Source organism: Mycolicibacterium sp. XJ1819, from assembly GCF_053483675.1.
The window spans coordinates 1-12,767 of record NZ_JBEFST010000010.1 but is presented as its reverse complement, the minus strand read 5'-3'; the positions used below and the strand labels follow the sequence as shown (position 1 = coordinate 12,767).

The 12,767-nt window shown below is 68.5% G+C and carries 13 protein-coding genes and 1 pseudogene; 7 read left to right on the top strand and 7 right to left on the bottom strand.

Annotation, left to right across the window (positions count from 1 at the left end; all coding sequences use genetic code 11):
- Positions 1–89: 89 nt before the first annotated feature.
- Both hypB and ABQE89_RS12310 read right to left on the bottom strand, forming a co-directional pair.
- Positions 90–871, bottom strand: a pseudogene (gene hypB, locus ABQE89_RS12315) (hydrogenase nickel incorporation protein HypB).
- A gap of 1 nt (position 872) precedes the next feature.
- Positions 873–1,202 (bottom strand): hydrogenase maturation nickel metallochaperone HypA/HybF, encoded by a 330-nt coding sequence (locus tag ABQE89_RS12310; RefSeq protein ID WP_448417186.1) that lies wholly within the window; start codon positions 1,200–1,202, stop codon positions 873–875.
- Positions 1,203–1,410: 208 nt separating this feature from the next.
- On the opposite strand from ABQE89_RS12310, the gene recA reads away from it, so the two are divergent.
- From recA to ABQE89_RS12295, 3 genes are read left to right on the top strand one after another with little or no spacing between them, the layout of a single operon-like run.
- Positions 1,411–2,466 (top strand): recombinase RecA, encoded by a 1,056-nt coding sequence (gene recA / locus ABQE89_RS12305; RefSeq protein WP_448416808.1) that lies wholly within the window; start codon positions 1,411–1,413, stop codon positions 2,464–2,466.
- Positions 2,432–2,956, top strand: coding sequence for a recombination regulator RecX (gene recX / locus ABQE89_RS12300; protein ID WP_448416806.1), 525 nt, complete (start codon positions 2,432–2,434; stop codon positions 2,954–2,956). Before recA ends, recX begins: the two co-directional genes overlap by 35 nt.
- Before the next feature lie 35 nt (positions 2,957–2,991).
- The gene (locus tag ABQE89_RS12295; RefSeq protein WP_448416804.1) at positions 2,992–3,813 is read left to right on the top strand and encodes a TIGR03560 family F420-dependent LLM class oxidoreductase; all 822 of its coding nucleotides are present in this window, start codon (positions 2,992–2,994) and stop codon (positions 3,811–3,813) included.
- Positions 3,814–3,839: 26 nt separating this feature from the next.
- Here the strand turns inward: ABQE89_RS12295 and ABQE89_RS12290 are convergent, their stop codons facing one another.
- The 4 genes from ABQE89_RS12290 to ABQE89_RS12275 are packed head-to-tail and all read right to left on the bottom strand — an operon-like array spanning position 3,840 to position 6,984.
- Positions 3,840–4,718 carry an amino acid ABC transporter permease gene (locus ABQE89_RS12290; RefSeq protein WP_448416802.1) on the bottom strand — a complete coding sequence of 293 codons (879 nt, stop codon included), beginning with the start codon at positions 4,716–4,718 and terminating at the stop codon, positions 3,840–3,842.
- The gene (locus ABQE89_RS12285) at positions 4,715–5,395 is read right to left on the bottom strand and encodes an amino acid ABC transporter permease (protein ID WP_448416801.1); all 681 of its coding nucleotides are present in this window, start codon (positions 5,393–5,395) and stop codon (positions 4,715–4,717) included. Before ABQE89_RS12285 ends, ABQE89_RS12290 begins: the two co-directional genes overlap by 4 nt.
- 29 nt (positions 5,396–5,424) lie before the next feature.
- A complete protein-coding gene (locus ABQE89_RS12280) occupies positions 5,425–6,240 on the bottom strand; it encodes a glutamate ABC transporter substrate-binding protein (protein WP_448416799.1) in 816 nt (271 codons plus the stop codon).
- A 15-nt stretch (positions 6,241–6,255) separates the two neighbouring features.
- Complete coding sequence (locus ABQE89_RS12275; protein ID WP_448417184.1) at positions 6,256–6,984, bottom strand: amino acid ABC transporter ATP-binding protein; 729 nt, start codon at positions 6,982–6,984, stop codon at positions 6,256–6,258.
- Between the two features lie 242 nt (positions 6,985–7,226).
- Between ABQE89_RS12275 and miaB the strand changes: the two genes are divergently transcribed.
- The 3 genes from miaB to ABQE89_RS12260 all read left to right on the top strand — a co-directional run bounded on the left by miaB (position 7,227) and on the right by ABQE89_RS12260 (position 10,337).
- On the top strand, positions 7,227–8,666 hold the full coding sequence (gene miaB, locus ABQE89_RS12270; RefSeq protein WP_448417182.1) for a tRNA (N6-isopentenyl adenosine(37)-C2)-methylthiotransferase MiaB: 1,440 nt from the start codon (positions 7,227–7,229) through the stop codon (positions 8,664–8,666).
- Positions 8,663–9,253 (top strand): Rv2732c family membrane protein, encoded by a 591-nt coding sequence (locus ABQE89_RS12265; protein ID WP_448416797.1) that lies wholly within the window; start codon positions 8,663–8,665, stop codon positions 9,251–9,253. Before miaB ends, ABQE89_RS12265 begins: the two co-directional genes overlap by 4 nt.
- A 64-nt stretch (positions 9,254–9,317) precedes the next feature.
- Positions 9,318–10,337 carry a S1C family serine protease gene (locus ABQE89_RS12260; RefSeq protein ID WP_448417180.1) on the top strand — a complete coding sequence of 340 codons (1,020 nt, stop codon included), beginning with the start codon at positions 9,318–9,320 and terminating at the stop codon, positions 10,335–10,337.
- Between the two features lie 7 nt (positions 10,338–10,344).
- Here ABQE89_RS12260 and ABQE89_RS12255 read toward each other — a convergent pair whose 3' ends face one another.
- Complete coding sequence (locus ABQE89_RS12255) at positions 10,345–11,667, bottom strand: DUF349 domain-containing protein (protein WP_448416795.1); 1,323 nt, start codon at positions 11,665–11,667, stop codon at positions 10,345–10,347.
- A gap of 158 nt (positions 11,668–11,825) precedes the next feature.
- On the opposite strand from ABQE89_RS12255, the gene ABQE89_RS12250 reads away from it, so the two are divergent.
- Entirely contained in the window at positions 11,826–12,725 is a 900-nt protein-coding gene (locus ABQE89_RS12250) for a DMT family transporter (protein ID WP_448416793.1), read from the top strand.
- Positions 12,726–12,767: the final 42 nt, after the last annotated feature.

Below are 12,767 nucleotides of genomic sequence, written 5' to 3'. Positions count from 1 at the left end.
AACCATCTGCGCCCGCTTCTCCAGCGCTAGTTTCTGGGTTTACTCCCGCGGCAATGTCTTGTCAACGGTCTTGTCGGCGAATCCGCTGATTAACCGCTGTTTGACAGTTCGGCTGCCCGCCGATTGATCCAGTCGTACCATGCCTGCACACCGTCACCGGTCTTGGCCGACATCGGCAGGATCTCCACGCGCGGGTTGACGGACCGCGCGAATCGCGCACACGCGTCGAGGTCGAAGTCGACATGGGGCGCGAGATCGAGTTTGTTGACGAGTACCAGACCGGCCGCGGCGAACATGTGCGGATACTTCAGCGGTTTGTCGGCGCCCTCGGTCACCGAGATCACCACGACCTTGGTGTGCTCGCCGAGATCGAACAGCGCCGGGCACACCAGGTTGCCGACGTTCTCGATGAACAGCAACGAATCCGGTTCGGGCGTCAGGACATCCAGCGCGCGCCGGACCATCTCGGAGTCGAGGTGACAGCCGGCGCCGGTGTTGACCTGGACGGCGTGGGCGCCCGCCGCCCGGATCCGCTCGGCGTCCAGCAGCGTCTCCTGGTCGCCCTCGACGACCGCGACCGGACGGGTGCCCCCGAGTTCCCGGATGGTCCGTTCCAGCAGCGTGGTCTTGCCCGCCCCCGGCGAGCTGGTGAGGTTGAGCGTGAGGACGCGCCGGTCGGCCAGCCATCGACGATTCTGTTCGGCGATCGAGTCGTTTTTGGCCAGTACCTTCTGCTCGAGCGTGACCGTCTGGGTGTGGTGGTGAGGGTGGGGATGGTCGTGAGGTGGGGATGTTCGTGGGGGTGGTGGTGCTCCCCACCGGCCACCGTCACCACCGCGCCGTCCTCACCGCATCCGCACGTTGCGCACATGTCAGTCCACCTCCATCGAGAGGATCTTCAGCTCGCGCCCGGACAGCACTTCGACGTCGGCGCTTCCGCATGGGCACAGCAGGATCGGATCGGGTAGCGCGAAGGCCGTGCCGCAGGACCGGCAGTGCGCGGTGGCGGGTTGGACGGCAAGATCCAGACGCGCGCCGTCGGCGACGGTGCCCTCGGTGGCCAACTCGAAGCAGAACCGCATGGCGTCAGGAACCACCGCGCACAGGGTGCCCACCTCGACCCGGACGCTGTGCACCCGGCGGCCGGCGGCGTGCTCACACACCGCATCGACCACGCTCTGGGTAATCGCCATCTCGTGCACGCGGGTCCCCGTTCCGCCGGGATACCGCCACGATATCGCCAACGGGCGACGCGCACGGCGTGTCACGCTTGAGTCGAACAGGTGTTCGTCTACTGTGGGCAGTGTTCGACGGCTAGCTGCTGGTCAAGCTGACTTGTCGGTGGCGGCCTCTAGCGTCACGGCCAACCGATCGAAAACGATCACCGAACACCAGAGGACGGAGACCAAGATGGCCCAGCAGGCCCCCGATCGCGAGAAAGCCCTCGAACTGGCGCTCGCGCAGATTGAGAAGAGCCACGGCAAGGGTGCGGTGATGCGCCTCGGCGAGGAGACGCGTCAGCCGATCTCGGTCATTCCCACCGGTTCGATCGCGCTGGATGTCGCGCTCGGCATCGGCGGGCTGCCGCGCGGCCGGATCATCGAGATCTACGGCCCGGAGTCCTCGGGTAAGACCACCGTCGCACTGCACGCGGTGGCCAACGCCCAGGCCGCGGGCGGCATCGCGGCGTTCATCGACGCCGAGCACGCGCTGGATCCCGACTACGCCAAGAAGCTCGGCGTGGACACCGACTCGCTGTTGGTGAGCCAGCCCGACACCGGTGAGCAGGCGCTGGAGATCGCCGACATGCTGATCCGCTCCGGCGCGGTCGACATCCTGGTGATCGACTCGGTGGCCGCGCTGGTGCCGCGCGCCGAGATCGAAGGCGAGATGGGCGACAGCCACGTCGGCCTGCAGGCCCGGCTGATGAGCCAGGCGCTGCGCAAGATCACCGGCGCGCTGAGCAATTCCGGCACCACCGCGATCTTCATCAACCAGCTGCGGGAGAAGATCGGCGTGATGTTCGGCTCGCCCGAGACCACCACGGGCGGAAAGGCTTTGAAGTTCTACGCCTCGGTGCGTATCGACGTGCGGCGGATCGAGACGCTCAAGGACGGAACCGACGCGGTCGGCAACCGCACCAGGGCCAAGGTGGTCAAGAACAAGGTCGCCCCGCCGTTCAAACAAGCGGAGTTCGACATCCTCTACGGCAAGGGCATCAGCAGGGAAGGTTCGTTGATCGACATGGGTGTCGAACACGGCTTCATCCGCAAGTCCGGGTCCTGGTTCACCTACGAGGGCGAGCAACTCGGCCAGGGTAAGGAGAACGCCCGCACGTTCCTGCTGGAGAACGCCGATGTGACCAACGAGATCGAGAAGAAGATCAAGGAAAAGCTCGGCATCGGTGCCGTCGTGACCGCGGATGTGGCTGATGGCGAAGTCCTTCCCGCCCCCGTCGACTTCTGAGGCGCCCCGCGAGGAGCAGGCGAAGTCACTGTGTCTGCGCCTGCTCACCGCGAGGGCACGCACCCGCGCCGAACTCGAGGAACAGCTGAGCAAGCGGGGTTATCCCGAGGATGTCACCGCCCGGGTGCTCGACCGGCTGACGCAGGTCGGCTTGGTCGACGACGCTGACTTCGCTGAGCAGTGGGTCCGCTCGCGGCGCGTCAACGCCGGCAAGGGTAAGCGCGCGCTGGCCGCCGAGTTGCGCAAGAAGGGCGTCGACGACGAGGTGATCGCCGAGGCGCTGGCCGGCATCGACGCGGCTGCCGAGCGGGAGCGCGCCGAGCAACTGGTCCGCGCCAAGCTCCGGCGCGAGAGACTGGACGGCGACGACGAGGTCAAGGTGGTGCGCAGACTGGTCGGGATGCTGGCCCGCCGCGGCTACCACCAGACGATGGCATTCGACGTCGTCTCCGTCGAGTTGGCCGCCGAGCGCGAACGGCGCCGCGTCTAGTTGCGATGAAAACCGCGACAGCGTAAGCATTTTGCATGCGGTTGTCTGTGAAACTCGCGCCGACGTTCGACTACGCCACCATGGAGCGGTTTTGGCGCACCGCGGACGAAATCGGCTTTCCGGCGGTGTGGAATTACGACCACTTCTACGGCCTCGTCGACCCGACCACGCCGACGCTGGAGGGGTGGACATCGCTGGCGGCGATGGCCGTCGTGGTGCGCCGGGCGCGGGTGGGCTGTCTGGTCAGCGGCGTGACGTACCGCAACCCGGCGGTGTTGGCGAAGATGGCGGTGACCGTCGACCACATCTGCGGCGGGCGGATGGACTTCGGCATCGGCGCGGGTTGGCATGCGGCCGAGCATCGCGGCTACGGCATCGCGTTTCCCGGCGCGGGGGAGCGGGTCGCCATGGTCGACGAGGCGCTGACCGTCATCCGCCGGCTGTGGGTCGAGGACGAGGTCACCCACGCCGGGCGCTATTACACCCTGGACGCGGCGCGCTGCGACCCCAAACCCGTGCAGAGGCCGCACCCACCCATCGTGGTCGGGGCGGCCCAGCCCAAGATGCTGCGGGTGGCGGCCCGCCATGCCGACGAATGGAACATGCCGTCCACCGACCCGCAGGAATGGGCGACGGCGAACGCTCGACTCGAGCAGGCGTGCGCCGAACTGGGCCGAGATCCCGCCACGATCCGACGCTCGGCTCAGCTGTTTCTGCACCCCACCCAGCCCGACCAGATCGACGCCCAAGTCGAGGCCATCGCCGAATACCGCGCTCTCGGCTGCGAGCACGTGGTGCTGTCCTTCTACCAGCCGCCCGGCGATGAGCTCCTGCGGCGCTGCGCCGCCCTCGTCTGAGAAGAGGCCGGCCGGCGCCTGCGCGCTCACACCACCTTCGCGCCGGGTGCCCCCTCCTGCTCGATGGCCTCGGCCTCCATCGGCGTCGGGCCCCGCCCCGAACGCCGCATGCGTCCCTCCACCCAGGTGGCGAACACCGACAGGGTGAAGTTGATCGCGATCATCAGCACCGCCACCACGATCAACGCCGGAATGTAGTTGCCGTAGGCCGAGCCCACCACGGTGCCCTGGCGCACCACCTCGACGTAGGTGATCACGAACCCGATCGAGGAGTCCTTGAGCACCACGACCAGCTGAGAGATCAGCACCGGCAGCATCGAGGCGATCGCCTGGGGAAGCAGGATCGACCGCATCGTCTGGCCCCAGGTCAGGCCCAGCGCCCAGGCCGCCTCGGTCTGGCCGCGCGGCAGGGCGTGCACCCCGGCCCGGACGATCTCGGCGATCACCGCGCCGTTGTAGAGCGTCAGCCCCGTCACCACCGCGGCCAGCGCCAGGTGTTTGGACGGGAACACGTCCTCCTGCGCGTACAGGAAGTAGGCGAAGATCATCATGATCAGCACCGGCACGGCGCGGAAGAACTCCACGATGACCGAGCACACCCACCGCACCGGCCGGACGCGGGACATCCGGCCCACCCCCAGTACCAGGCCCAGCACCCCGGCGAGCACGATCGACATCGCCGCGGCGGTCAGCGTGCCCCGGATACCGGGAAGCAGGTAGGTCTTCCACAGGTTCGGCGTCAGGAACGGCTGCCACTTCTCGGAGGTGAACTGCCCTTTGGCGTCCAGCCGTGAATAGACGACCCACAGCACCAGCAGCATCACCACCACGGTGACCGCGGTGACCAGACGGTTGCGTATCCGCGCCCGCGGCCCGGGTGCGTCGAACAGTACCGACCCGCTCATCGCGCAACCGCCAATCGCTTGCCCAGCCACCCGAACAGCAGTCCCAACGGCAGTGTCAGGATGACGAAGCCGACCGCGAAGATCGTGCCGATCACCAGTAGCGCCGCCTCGTTCTCGATCATCTCCTTCATCAGCAGCGCGGCCTCGGCGACACCGATCGCCGCCGCGATCGTGGTGTTCTTGGTGAGTGCGATCATCACCGAACCGAGCGGAATGATCACCGCGCGAAATGCTTGCGGCAACAGGATGATTCGCAGGTTCTGCGAGAAGGTCAGCCCCAGCGACCTGGCGGCCTCGGCCTGTCCCAACGGCACCGTGTTGACCCCGGAGCGTACGGTCTCACACACGAACGAGGCGGTGTAGACGGTCAATCCGAGCACCGCGAGCCGAAAGTTGCTGTCCGCGATCGACGTCAACGACTGCGCATCCACCAGCGTGATGCCCAGCGTCTGCGATATCCCGAAGGAACAGAACAGGATGATCAACGTCAGCGGGGTGTTGCGGACTACGTTGACATAGGTGGTCCCGACCCAGTTGAGCATCGGCACCGGCGCCAGCCGCATCGCGGCCAGCACCGTGCCGAGGACCAGCGCCCCGACACCGGCGAAGACCGTGAGCTGGATCGTCGTCCAGAATGCCTCGAAGATCTGGCCCTGGTACTTGGTGAAGATCTCCACTGCCGGAATCGGTCTCTGTCAGGACGGGATCAGGACTGGTCGACCTGGGGCGGCTGCGGGGCCGGAATCCCGGCCGGGCCGAGGTTGCGCTCCCACGCCTCTTTCCAGGCGCCCGACTGTTCCATTTTCACGATCGCGTCGTTGATCTGGGTCTGCAGTTCGGTGTCGCCCTTCTTCAGCCCGACGCCGTAGCGCTCTTCGGAGAAGGTCCCGCCGACCAGCTTGAACACGCCCGGGGTCTGGGCGGCATACCCGGCCAGGATGACCTCGTCGGTGGTCACGGCGTCGATGGCGCCGTTCTTCAGCGCCTCGACGCACGCGGAGTAGGTGTCGTACTGCTGGAGCTGCACGCCGGGGAACTTGTCCTTGATCCGTTGCGCCGGAGTCGAACCCGTCACCGAGCACAGCTTCTTGTTGTTCTCCAGCGACGCCTCGCCGGTGATGTCGGTGTTGTCCTCGCGCACCAGCAGGCTCTGCCCGGTGACCAGGTACGGTCCGGCGAAGTCGACCTTCTCCTTGCGGGAGTCGGTGATCGAATAGGTGGCGACGATGTATTTGACCTGATCGTTTTGGATCAGCGTCTCGCGCTGCCCCGACGGCGCTTCCTTCCACTCGATCTTGTCCTCGGGGTATCCCAGTTGCTCGGCCACATACCTCGCGACGTCGACGTCGAAGCCGCTCATGGTGCCGTCGGGGTTCTTCAGGCCCAGGCCCGGTTGGTCGTATTTGGTGCCGATGACGATCGTGTCACCGTCCCCGCCGCCGCCACCGCACGCGGTGGCCGCCAGCGGCAGCGCGACGGCGAGCGCGACCGCCCCCATGACGCGCTTCGAAACTGAAAGCATGTCGGTTCCTTTCGACTAGTGCTTGAGGATCTTGCCGAGGAAGTCCTTGGCGCGCTCGCTCTGTGGATTGGTGAAGAACTCGCTCGGCGGGGCGCACTCGACGATCGCGCCGTCGGCCATGAAGACCACCTGGTCGGCTGCGCCACGGGCGAACCCCATCTCGTGGGTCACCACGAGCATCGTCATCCCGTCCTTGGCCAGCGCGGTCATCACGTTGAGCACCTCGCTGATCATCTCCGGGTCCAACGCGCTGGTCGGCTCGTCGAACAGCATCACCTTGGGGTTCATCGCCAGCGACCGCGCGATCGCCACCCGTTGCTGCTGACCACCGGACAACTGCGCCGGATACTTGTCGGCCTGGTTGGCCACGCCGACACGTTCGAGCAGCGCCATGGCCTTCTCGCGGGCTTCGGCCTTGGACCGCTTACGCACCCGCATCGGCGCCAGCGTGACGTTGTCCAGGATCGTCTTGTGCGCGAACAGGTTGAACGACTGGAACACCATGCCGACGTCGGAACGCAACTGCGCCAGCTTGCGGCCCTCGGCGGGCAGCACCTCGCCGTCGATCGCGATCGTGCCCGAGTCGATGGTCTCGAGCCGATTTATGGTGCGGCACAACGTCGACTTACCCGATCCCGACGGCCCCAACACCACGATCACCTGCCCGCGGAGCACCGTCAGGTCGATGTCCTTGAGCACATGCAGGTCGCCGAAGTGCTTGTTGACCCCCTGCATCGAGATCATCGGCACGTCTGACGGAGTCGGATCGACAGCCTTTACGTCCGACCCGGTGGTCTCCATGGGTGCAGACCTTACCGAGCGAAAGCCCAGCATGCCCGGAAGTCGTCAATCCGCGCGGATCGCGACAACGGCGGGTCCGTACCATTGGGCCCGTGACATCGACGGCAACGCGCGAGGCGACGGCGGTTTCTGCCGCCGCCCGCGCGTCGGCGCGCACCTATCAGGTCCGCACCTACGGGTGCCAGATGAACGTGCACGACTCCGAACGACTCGCCGGGTTGTTGGAAGCCGCCGGATACCGCAGGGCGGCCGAAGGCACCGACGCCGACGTGGTGGTGTTCAACACCTGTGCGGTGCGTGAGAACGCCGACAACAAGCTCTACGGCAACCTCAGCCATCTGGTTCCGCGCAAGCAGGCCGACCCCGACATGCAGATCGCCGTCGGTGGCTGCCTGGCCCAAAAGGACCGCGACAGCGTGCTGGAGAAGGCGCCGTGGGTGGACGTCGTCTTCGGTACCCACAACATCGGGTCGCTGCCCACCCTGCTGGATCGTGCCCGTCACAACCGCCGGGCCCAGGTCGAGATCGTCGAGGCGCTGGAGCAGTTTCCGTCCTCGCTGCCTGCGGCCCGCGAATCGGCTTATGCCGCATGGGTGTCGATCAGCGTCGGGTGCAACAACACCTGCACGTTCTGCATCGTGCCGGCGCTGCGCGGCAAGGAGATCGACCGCAACCCCGACGATGTGCTGGCCGAGGTGCGCGCCCTCGTCGACCAAGGAGTGCTCGAGGTGACGCTGCTCGGCCAGAATGTCAACGCGTACGGCGTCTCGTTCGCCGACGCCGACCAACCCCGCGACCGGGGCGCGTTCGCCAAACTGCTGCGCGCGTGTGGGCGCATCGACGGGCTGGAACGCGTGCGCTTCACCTCGCCGCATCCCGCCGAGTTCACCGACGACGTGATCGAGGCGATGGCCGAAACCCCAAATGTCTGCCCGACCCTGCACATGCCGTTGCAGTCGGGTTCCGACCGGATGCTGCGGGCGATGCGGCGTTCCTACCGCGCCGAACGCTACCTCGGGATCATCGACCGCGTGCGCGAGGCGATCCCGCACGCCGCGATCACCACCGACATCATCGTCGGGTTCCCCGGCGAGACCGAGCAGGACTTCGCGGCCACCCTCGAGGTGGTCGAGCGGGCGCGGTTCGCGGGCGCATTCACCTTCCAGTACTCGAAACGGCCGGGAACACCCGCCGCGGAGTTGGCCGATCAGGTCCCCAAAGACGTTGTGGCCGAACGCTATCAACGTCTGGTCACGCTGCAGGAACGGATCTCGCTGGAGGAGAATCGCGCGCAGGTGGGGCACCCAGTCGAGGTGCTGGTCGCCACCGGCGAGGGGCGCAAGGACGCGCGGACGGCGCGGATGTCCGGGCGGGCCCGCGACGGCCGGTTGGTGCACTTCGACCCCTCGGGTGCGCAGATCCGCCCGGGCGACGTCGTCACGACGACGATCACCGGCGCCGCACCCCATCATCTGATCGCCGACGCGGCCCTGCGCAGCCATCGGCGGACCCACGCCGGCGACGCGCATGCCGCCGGTCAGCGGCCGCGCACCGGCGTCGGCCTCGGAATGCCGGGGGTCGGCGCGCCGCAGGCCGCCACGATCTCGGTGGGGTGTGACCGGTGAGCACGCCCGACGACAGCAACTTCGACGAGTTCAAGGGCGACATCGAAGCCGCCGAACGCCGCGTGGCCGGCGAGATCGATCCCGGCGCACGGGCGTTGGTGATCGCGATCGGTGTGTTCGTGCTGCTGGTCACGTTCGTGCTGCCGCACACCGGCGGGGCCAGGGGACTGGACGTGCTGATCGGCAACCAAACCGCGATCGACGCCGGGATCGCGCTGCCGTCCCGGGTGTTCACCTGGCTTGTGCTGGTGTTCGCCGTCGGGTTCTCGATGCTGGCGTTGATCACCCGCCGTTGGGCGCTGGCATGGGTGGCGCTGGCCGGATCGTCGCTGGCGTCCCTGGTGGGCCTGCTGGCGGTGTGGTCACGTCAGACCGCCGCCGAACAGTATCCCGGCCCGGGTATCGGGCTGGTGCTGGCCTGGATCGCGGTGATCGTGGTGACCTACCACTGGTCGCGGGCGGTATGGGCGCGCACTGCGCTGCAACTGGCCGCCGAGGAGGAACGCCGCCGCCGGGCCGCCGAACAACAGGGCAAGGGCCTGCTGGACGGACTCGACGACAACCGCGAAGACCCACCGAGTGTCTAGTCGTCGGTGCTTTGCACCACGGCCGGGTACGTTTCCTCCCGTGAAGCAGATCCTGATCGCCGGGATGGTCGCGATGCTCGTGGCGACCGCGGGCTGCGGCGCGCCCACCGAGCCGCGCGACGCTCCACCGGCCGCCCCGCCCGCGCCTTCGACCACCGCAGCACCCGACCCGGGCCCCGCACAGGCACCGACCGTCGCCGGTTTCGCCGACGTGGTGGAACGCGTCGGTCCCAGCGTGGTGACCGTGCAGCGCGACGGTGGCGTCGGCAGCGGTGTGGTGCTGCGCCCCGACGTGGTGGTGACCAACGCCCACGTCGTCGGCAACTCCCGCACCGTGACAGTGCTTTTCGCCGACGGCGAGAGTTCCAGGGGGCAGGTCGTCGGCACCGACGCGGTCACCGACCTGGCGGTGGTGCGCACCGAACGCAAGAATCTGCCGGTGCCCGAGTTTCGCACCGAACTGCCGCGGCCGGGTGAGCCCGCCGTGGCCATCGGCAGCCCACTGGGGTTCCAGAACTCCGTCACCGCGGGCGTGATCTCCGGACTGCACCGCGACATTCCCGGCTCGGCCGCCCAGACACAGTCGTTGGTCGACCTGATCCAGACCGACGCCGCGATCTCGCCGGGCAACTCCGGCGGCGCGCTTCTGGACGCCGAGGGCCGGGTGGTCGGCATCAACGAGGCCTACATTCCGCCGGATGTCGGGGCCGTGTCACTGGGCTTCGCGATCCCGACCGCCACGGTGCTCGACATCGCCGAGCAGTTGCTCGCCGACGGCGTCGCGACCCATCCGTTCCTCGGTATCTCCATCGGACAGATCACCCCGGCGATCCAACGCACGCTCGGCGTGCAGGTCGACCACGGAGCGCTGGTGACGGGCATCGACCGCGGTGCGCCCGCGGCCGCGGCCGGCCTGAGAACCGGCGACGTCATCGTCGAGTTCGCCGGACAGCCGGTCGACAACGTCGAGGATCTGCTCGCCGCATTGCGCAAGACCTCGGTCGGATCGCAGCAGCCGGTGGTCTACGTGCGCGGCAGTGACCGTCAGCAGACGACGGTGACGATCGGTTCGCGCACCGGCTGACCCGGCTTCAGCGGCCCTTGCCGAGCGCCTCGGCCGCCGCTTCGGCCCACTGCCGCCACTGCTCGGCGTTGGCTCGCGCCTCGGCGGCATCCTTGTCGCGGCCCGCCGCCGCGGCCTTCTCGGCCTGCCGCTCGAATTGCTCTGCGCGGACCCGGAACTGGTCGGCACGCGCCTGCGCCTCCGGATCCACCCCGCCGGTCGGCGCGTCGCGGACCTTCTTTTCCACCGCGCGCAGCCGCCGCTCCAACTCGGCGGACCGCTCGCGGGGCACCTTGCCGATCGCGTCCCACTTCTCGCCGATCACCCGCAGCGCGGCCCGCGCCGCGTCCAGATCCGAGGTGTCGATCTTCTCCGCCTCGGCCAGCAGCGCCTGCTTGGCCTCGGCGTTGGCGCGCAACTCCGAGTCGCGTTCGGCGGTCACCGCGTTGCGCGCGCCGAAGAACTGGTCCTGGGCCGCCTTGAACCGGTGCCACAGCGCGTCGTCGACATCCTTGGCGGCCCGTCCCGCCGCCTTCCACTCGTCCAGCAGGCCCCGGAACGCCGCGCTGGTCGGACCCCAATCGGTCGAGTCGGCCAGCTCCTCGGCGCGTTCGCACAACGCTTCCTTGGCCTGGCGGGCGGCGGCGCGCTCGCGGTCGAGTTCGGCGAAATGCGCGCCCCGCCTGCGGTTGAACGCCTCACGCGCCGCGGAGTAGCGCTTCCACAGCGCGTCGTCGGTCTTGCGGTCCAGCCCGGTGATGGTGCGCCACTCGTCGAGGATGGCGCGCAGCCGATCGCCTGCGGCCTTCCACTGGGTGGCGTTGGCGGCCAGGTCCTCGGCCTCGGCGGCGAGCGCCTCCTTGCGTGCGGTCTGGGCCGCTCGGTACTCCTCGCGCTTGGCCTTGTCGGCCTGGGCGGCCTGCTCGGCCTGCTCGATGACGGTGGCCAACCTGGCCGCCAGCGCGTCGACATCTCCGAGTACGTGGGCGGTCGGCAGGTTTTCGACCAGCGCTGCCGCCGCCGACTTGATCTTGCGGGCATCGCCTGTGCCGGATTCCAGGCGGCTCTCCATCAGCGCGACCTCGGTCTGCAGATCGTCGAAACGACGGCCGAAGTGCTCGAACGCGGCGTCGGGGTCACCCGCCTGCCAGGACCCGATGGTGCGTTCGCCGGAGCCGGTGATCAGCCACACCGTGCCGTCCGGGTCGACGCGGCCGAACTTGCGCGGATCGCTGGAGGGCGCCACCGCCACCGGGGGCACCGGTCGGCCCGGCCGTGGCGTGGGGCGCGGCGGCCCCGGCCGGGGAGCGGGCTTCGGGGAGGTGGGCCCTCCTGGCTGGCTTGTCGTCATATCCGTTCCTCGTATGCTCCGCGCGGTGGTCCGCGCACCTGCCGCGCGACGCGGCGCCTGATCGCTTCCGACCGCTATTGAAACAGGTCGCCGCTGTGCATGCGCGCGGCTTTCGCGATGACCCGCCTACGCTGTGGCGACGACGGGGAAGGAGAGCGATGGTCGGCGGCGGTGGCGCGACGGATATCGCGGCTCTGCTCGCCATCGGCGCGGCGCTTTTCATCGCCGTCGGTGACGTCGTTCACCAACGCCAGGCCCACGAGGTCAGCGAGGAGCACATCGGCCACCTCGCGCTGTTCGCCCGCCTTCTTCGCGACGGCCGGTGGTGGCTGGGCAGCCTGGTCGGCGCCGCCGGATTCGGCCTCCAGGCCGCCGCGCTGGGGCTGGGCTCGGTGCTGCTGGTGCAGGCGCTGCTGGTCACCTCGTTGCTGTTCGCGCTGCCGATCAACGCGCGACTGTCACACCGCAGGCTGACCCGGGGCCAATGGATGTGGGCGGCGCTGCTGGCCTCGTCCGTCGCGGTCGTCGTCACCGTCGGCAACCCCACCGCGGGCCATTCGCGCGCCGCCGTCGAGGCCTGGACGGCGGTGGCGGCGGTGCTCGGACCGCTGCTGCTGGGCTGCCTGGTGGGCGCGCGGATCTGGTCGGGCCCGATCCGCGCGGTGCTGTTGGGGTTGGTGTCCGGTGCGCTGTGGGGCGTGTTCGCGGTGCTCACCAAGGGTGTCGTCGACCGCATCGACGTCACCAGCTGGGCGGGCGTGTCGGGCCTGTTGAGCGCCCCGGAGCTGTACGCGTGGGCGCTGGTCGCGATCGCGGGCACGGCGTTTCAGCAGGCGTCGTTTCGAGCCGGCTCCATGACCGCGTCGCTGCCGACGATGACCATCGCCGAACCGATGGTCGCCTCGGTGCTGGGCATCGTGGTGCTCGGCGAGTCGCTTCGGCCCGGCGACGCCGGCTGGCTGTCGCTGGTGATCGCGGTCGCGGTGATGGTGCTCGCCACCGCGGCGCTGGCCCGCAGCGAGGCGGTCAGCGCAGGCGAGCGCGTCGCGCCGCACTAGCGTGGTGTCAGTGTCAGGGTGAGTTCACCGCTTCTTGCGGTG

Bases quoted from the DNA above. Each gene is read 5' to 3' on its own strand.
- recA (WP_448416808.1), top strand. From the start codon at position 1,411: ATGGCCCAGCAGGCCCCCGATCGCGAGAAAGCCCTCGAACTGGCGCTC.
- recX (WP_448416806.1), top strand. From the start codon at position 2,432: ATGGCGAAGTCCTTCCCGCCCCCGTCGACTTCTGAGGCGCCCCGCGAG.
- ABQE89_RS12295 (WP_448416804.1), top strand. From the start codon at position 2,992: ATGCGGTTGTCTGTGAAACTCGCGCCGACGTTCGACTACGCCACCATG.
- ABQE89_RS12290 (WP_448416802.1), bottom strand. From the start codon at position 4,718: ATGAGCGGGTCGGTACTGTTCGACGCACCCGGGCCGCGGGCGCGGATA.
- ABQE89_RS12280 (WP_448416799.1), bottom strand. From the start codon at position 6,240: ATGCTTTCAGTTTCGAAGCGCGTCATGGGGGCGGTCGCGCTCGCCGTC.
- ABQE89_RS12275 (WP_448417184.1), bottom strand. From the start codon at position 6,984: ATGATCTCGATGCAGGGGGTCAACAAGCACTTCGGCGACCTGCATGTG.
- miaB (WP_448417182.1), top strand. From the start codon at position 7,227: ATGAACGTGCACGACTCCGAACGACTCGCCGGGTTGTTGGAAGCCGCC.
- ABQE89_RS12260 (WP_448417180.1), top strand. From the start codon at position 9,318: ATGGTCGCGATGCTCGTGGCGACCGCGGGCTGCGGCGCGCCCACCGAG.
- ABQE89_RS12255 (WP_448416795.1), bottom strand. From the start codon at position 11,667: ATGACGACAAGCCAGCCAGGAGGGCCCACCTCCCCGAAGCCCGCTCCC.
- ABQE89_RS12250 (WP_448416793.1), top strand. From the start codon at position 11,826: ATGGTCGGCGGCGGTGGCGCGACGGATATCGCGGCTCTGCTCGCCATC.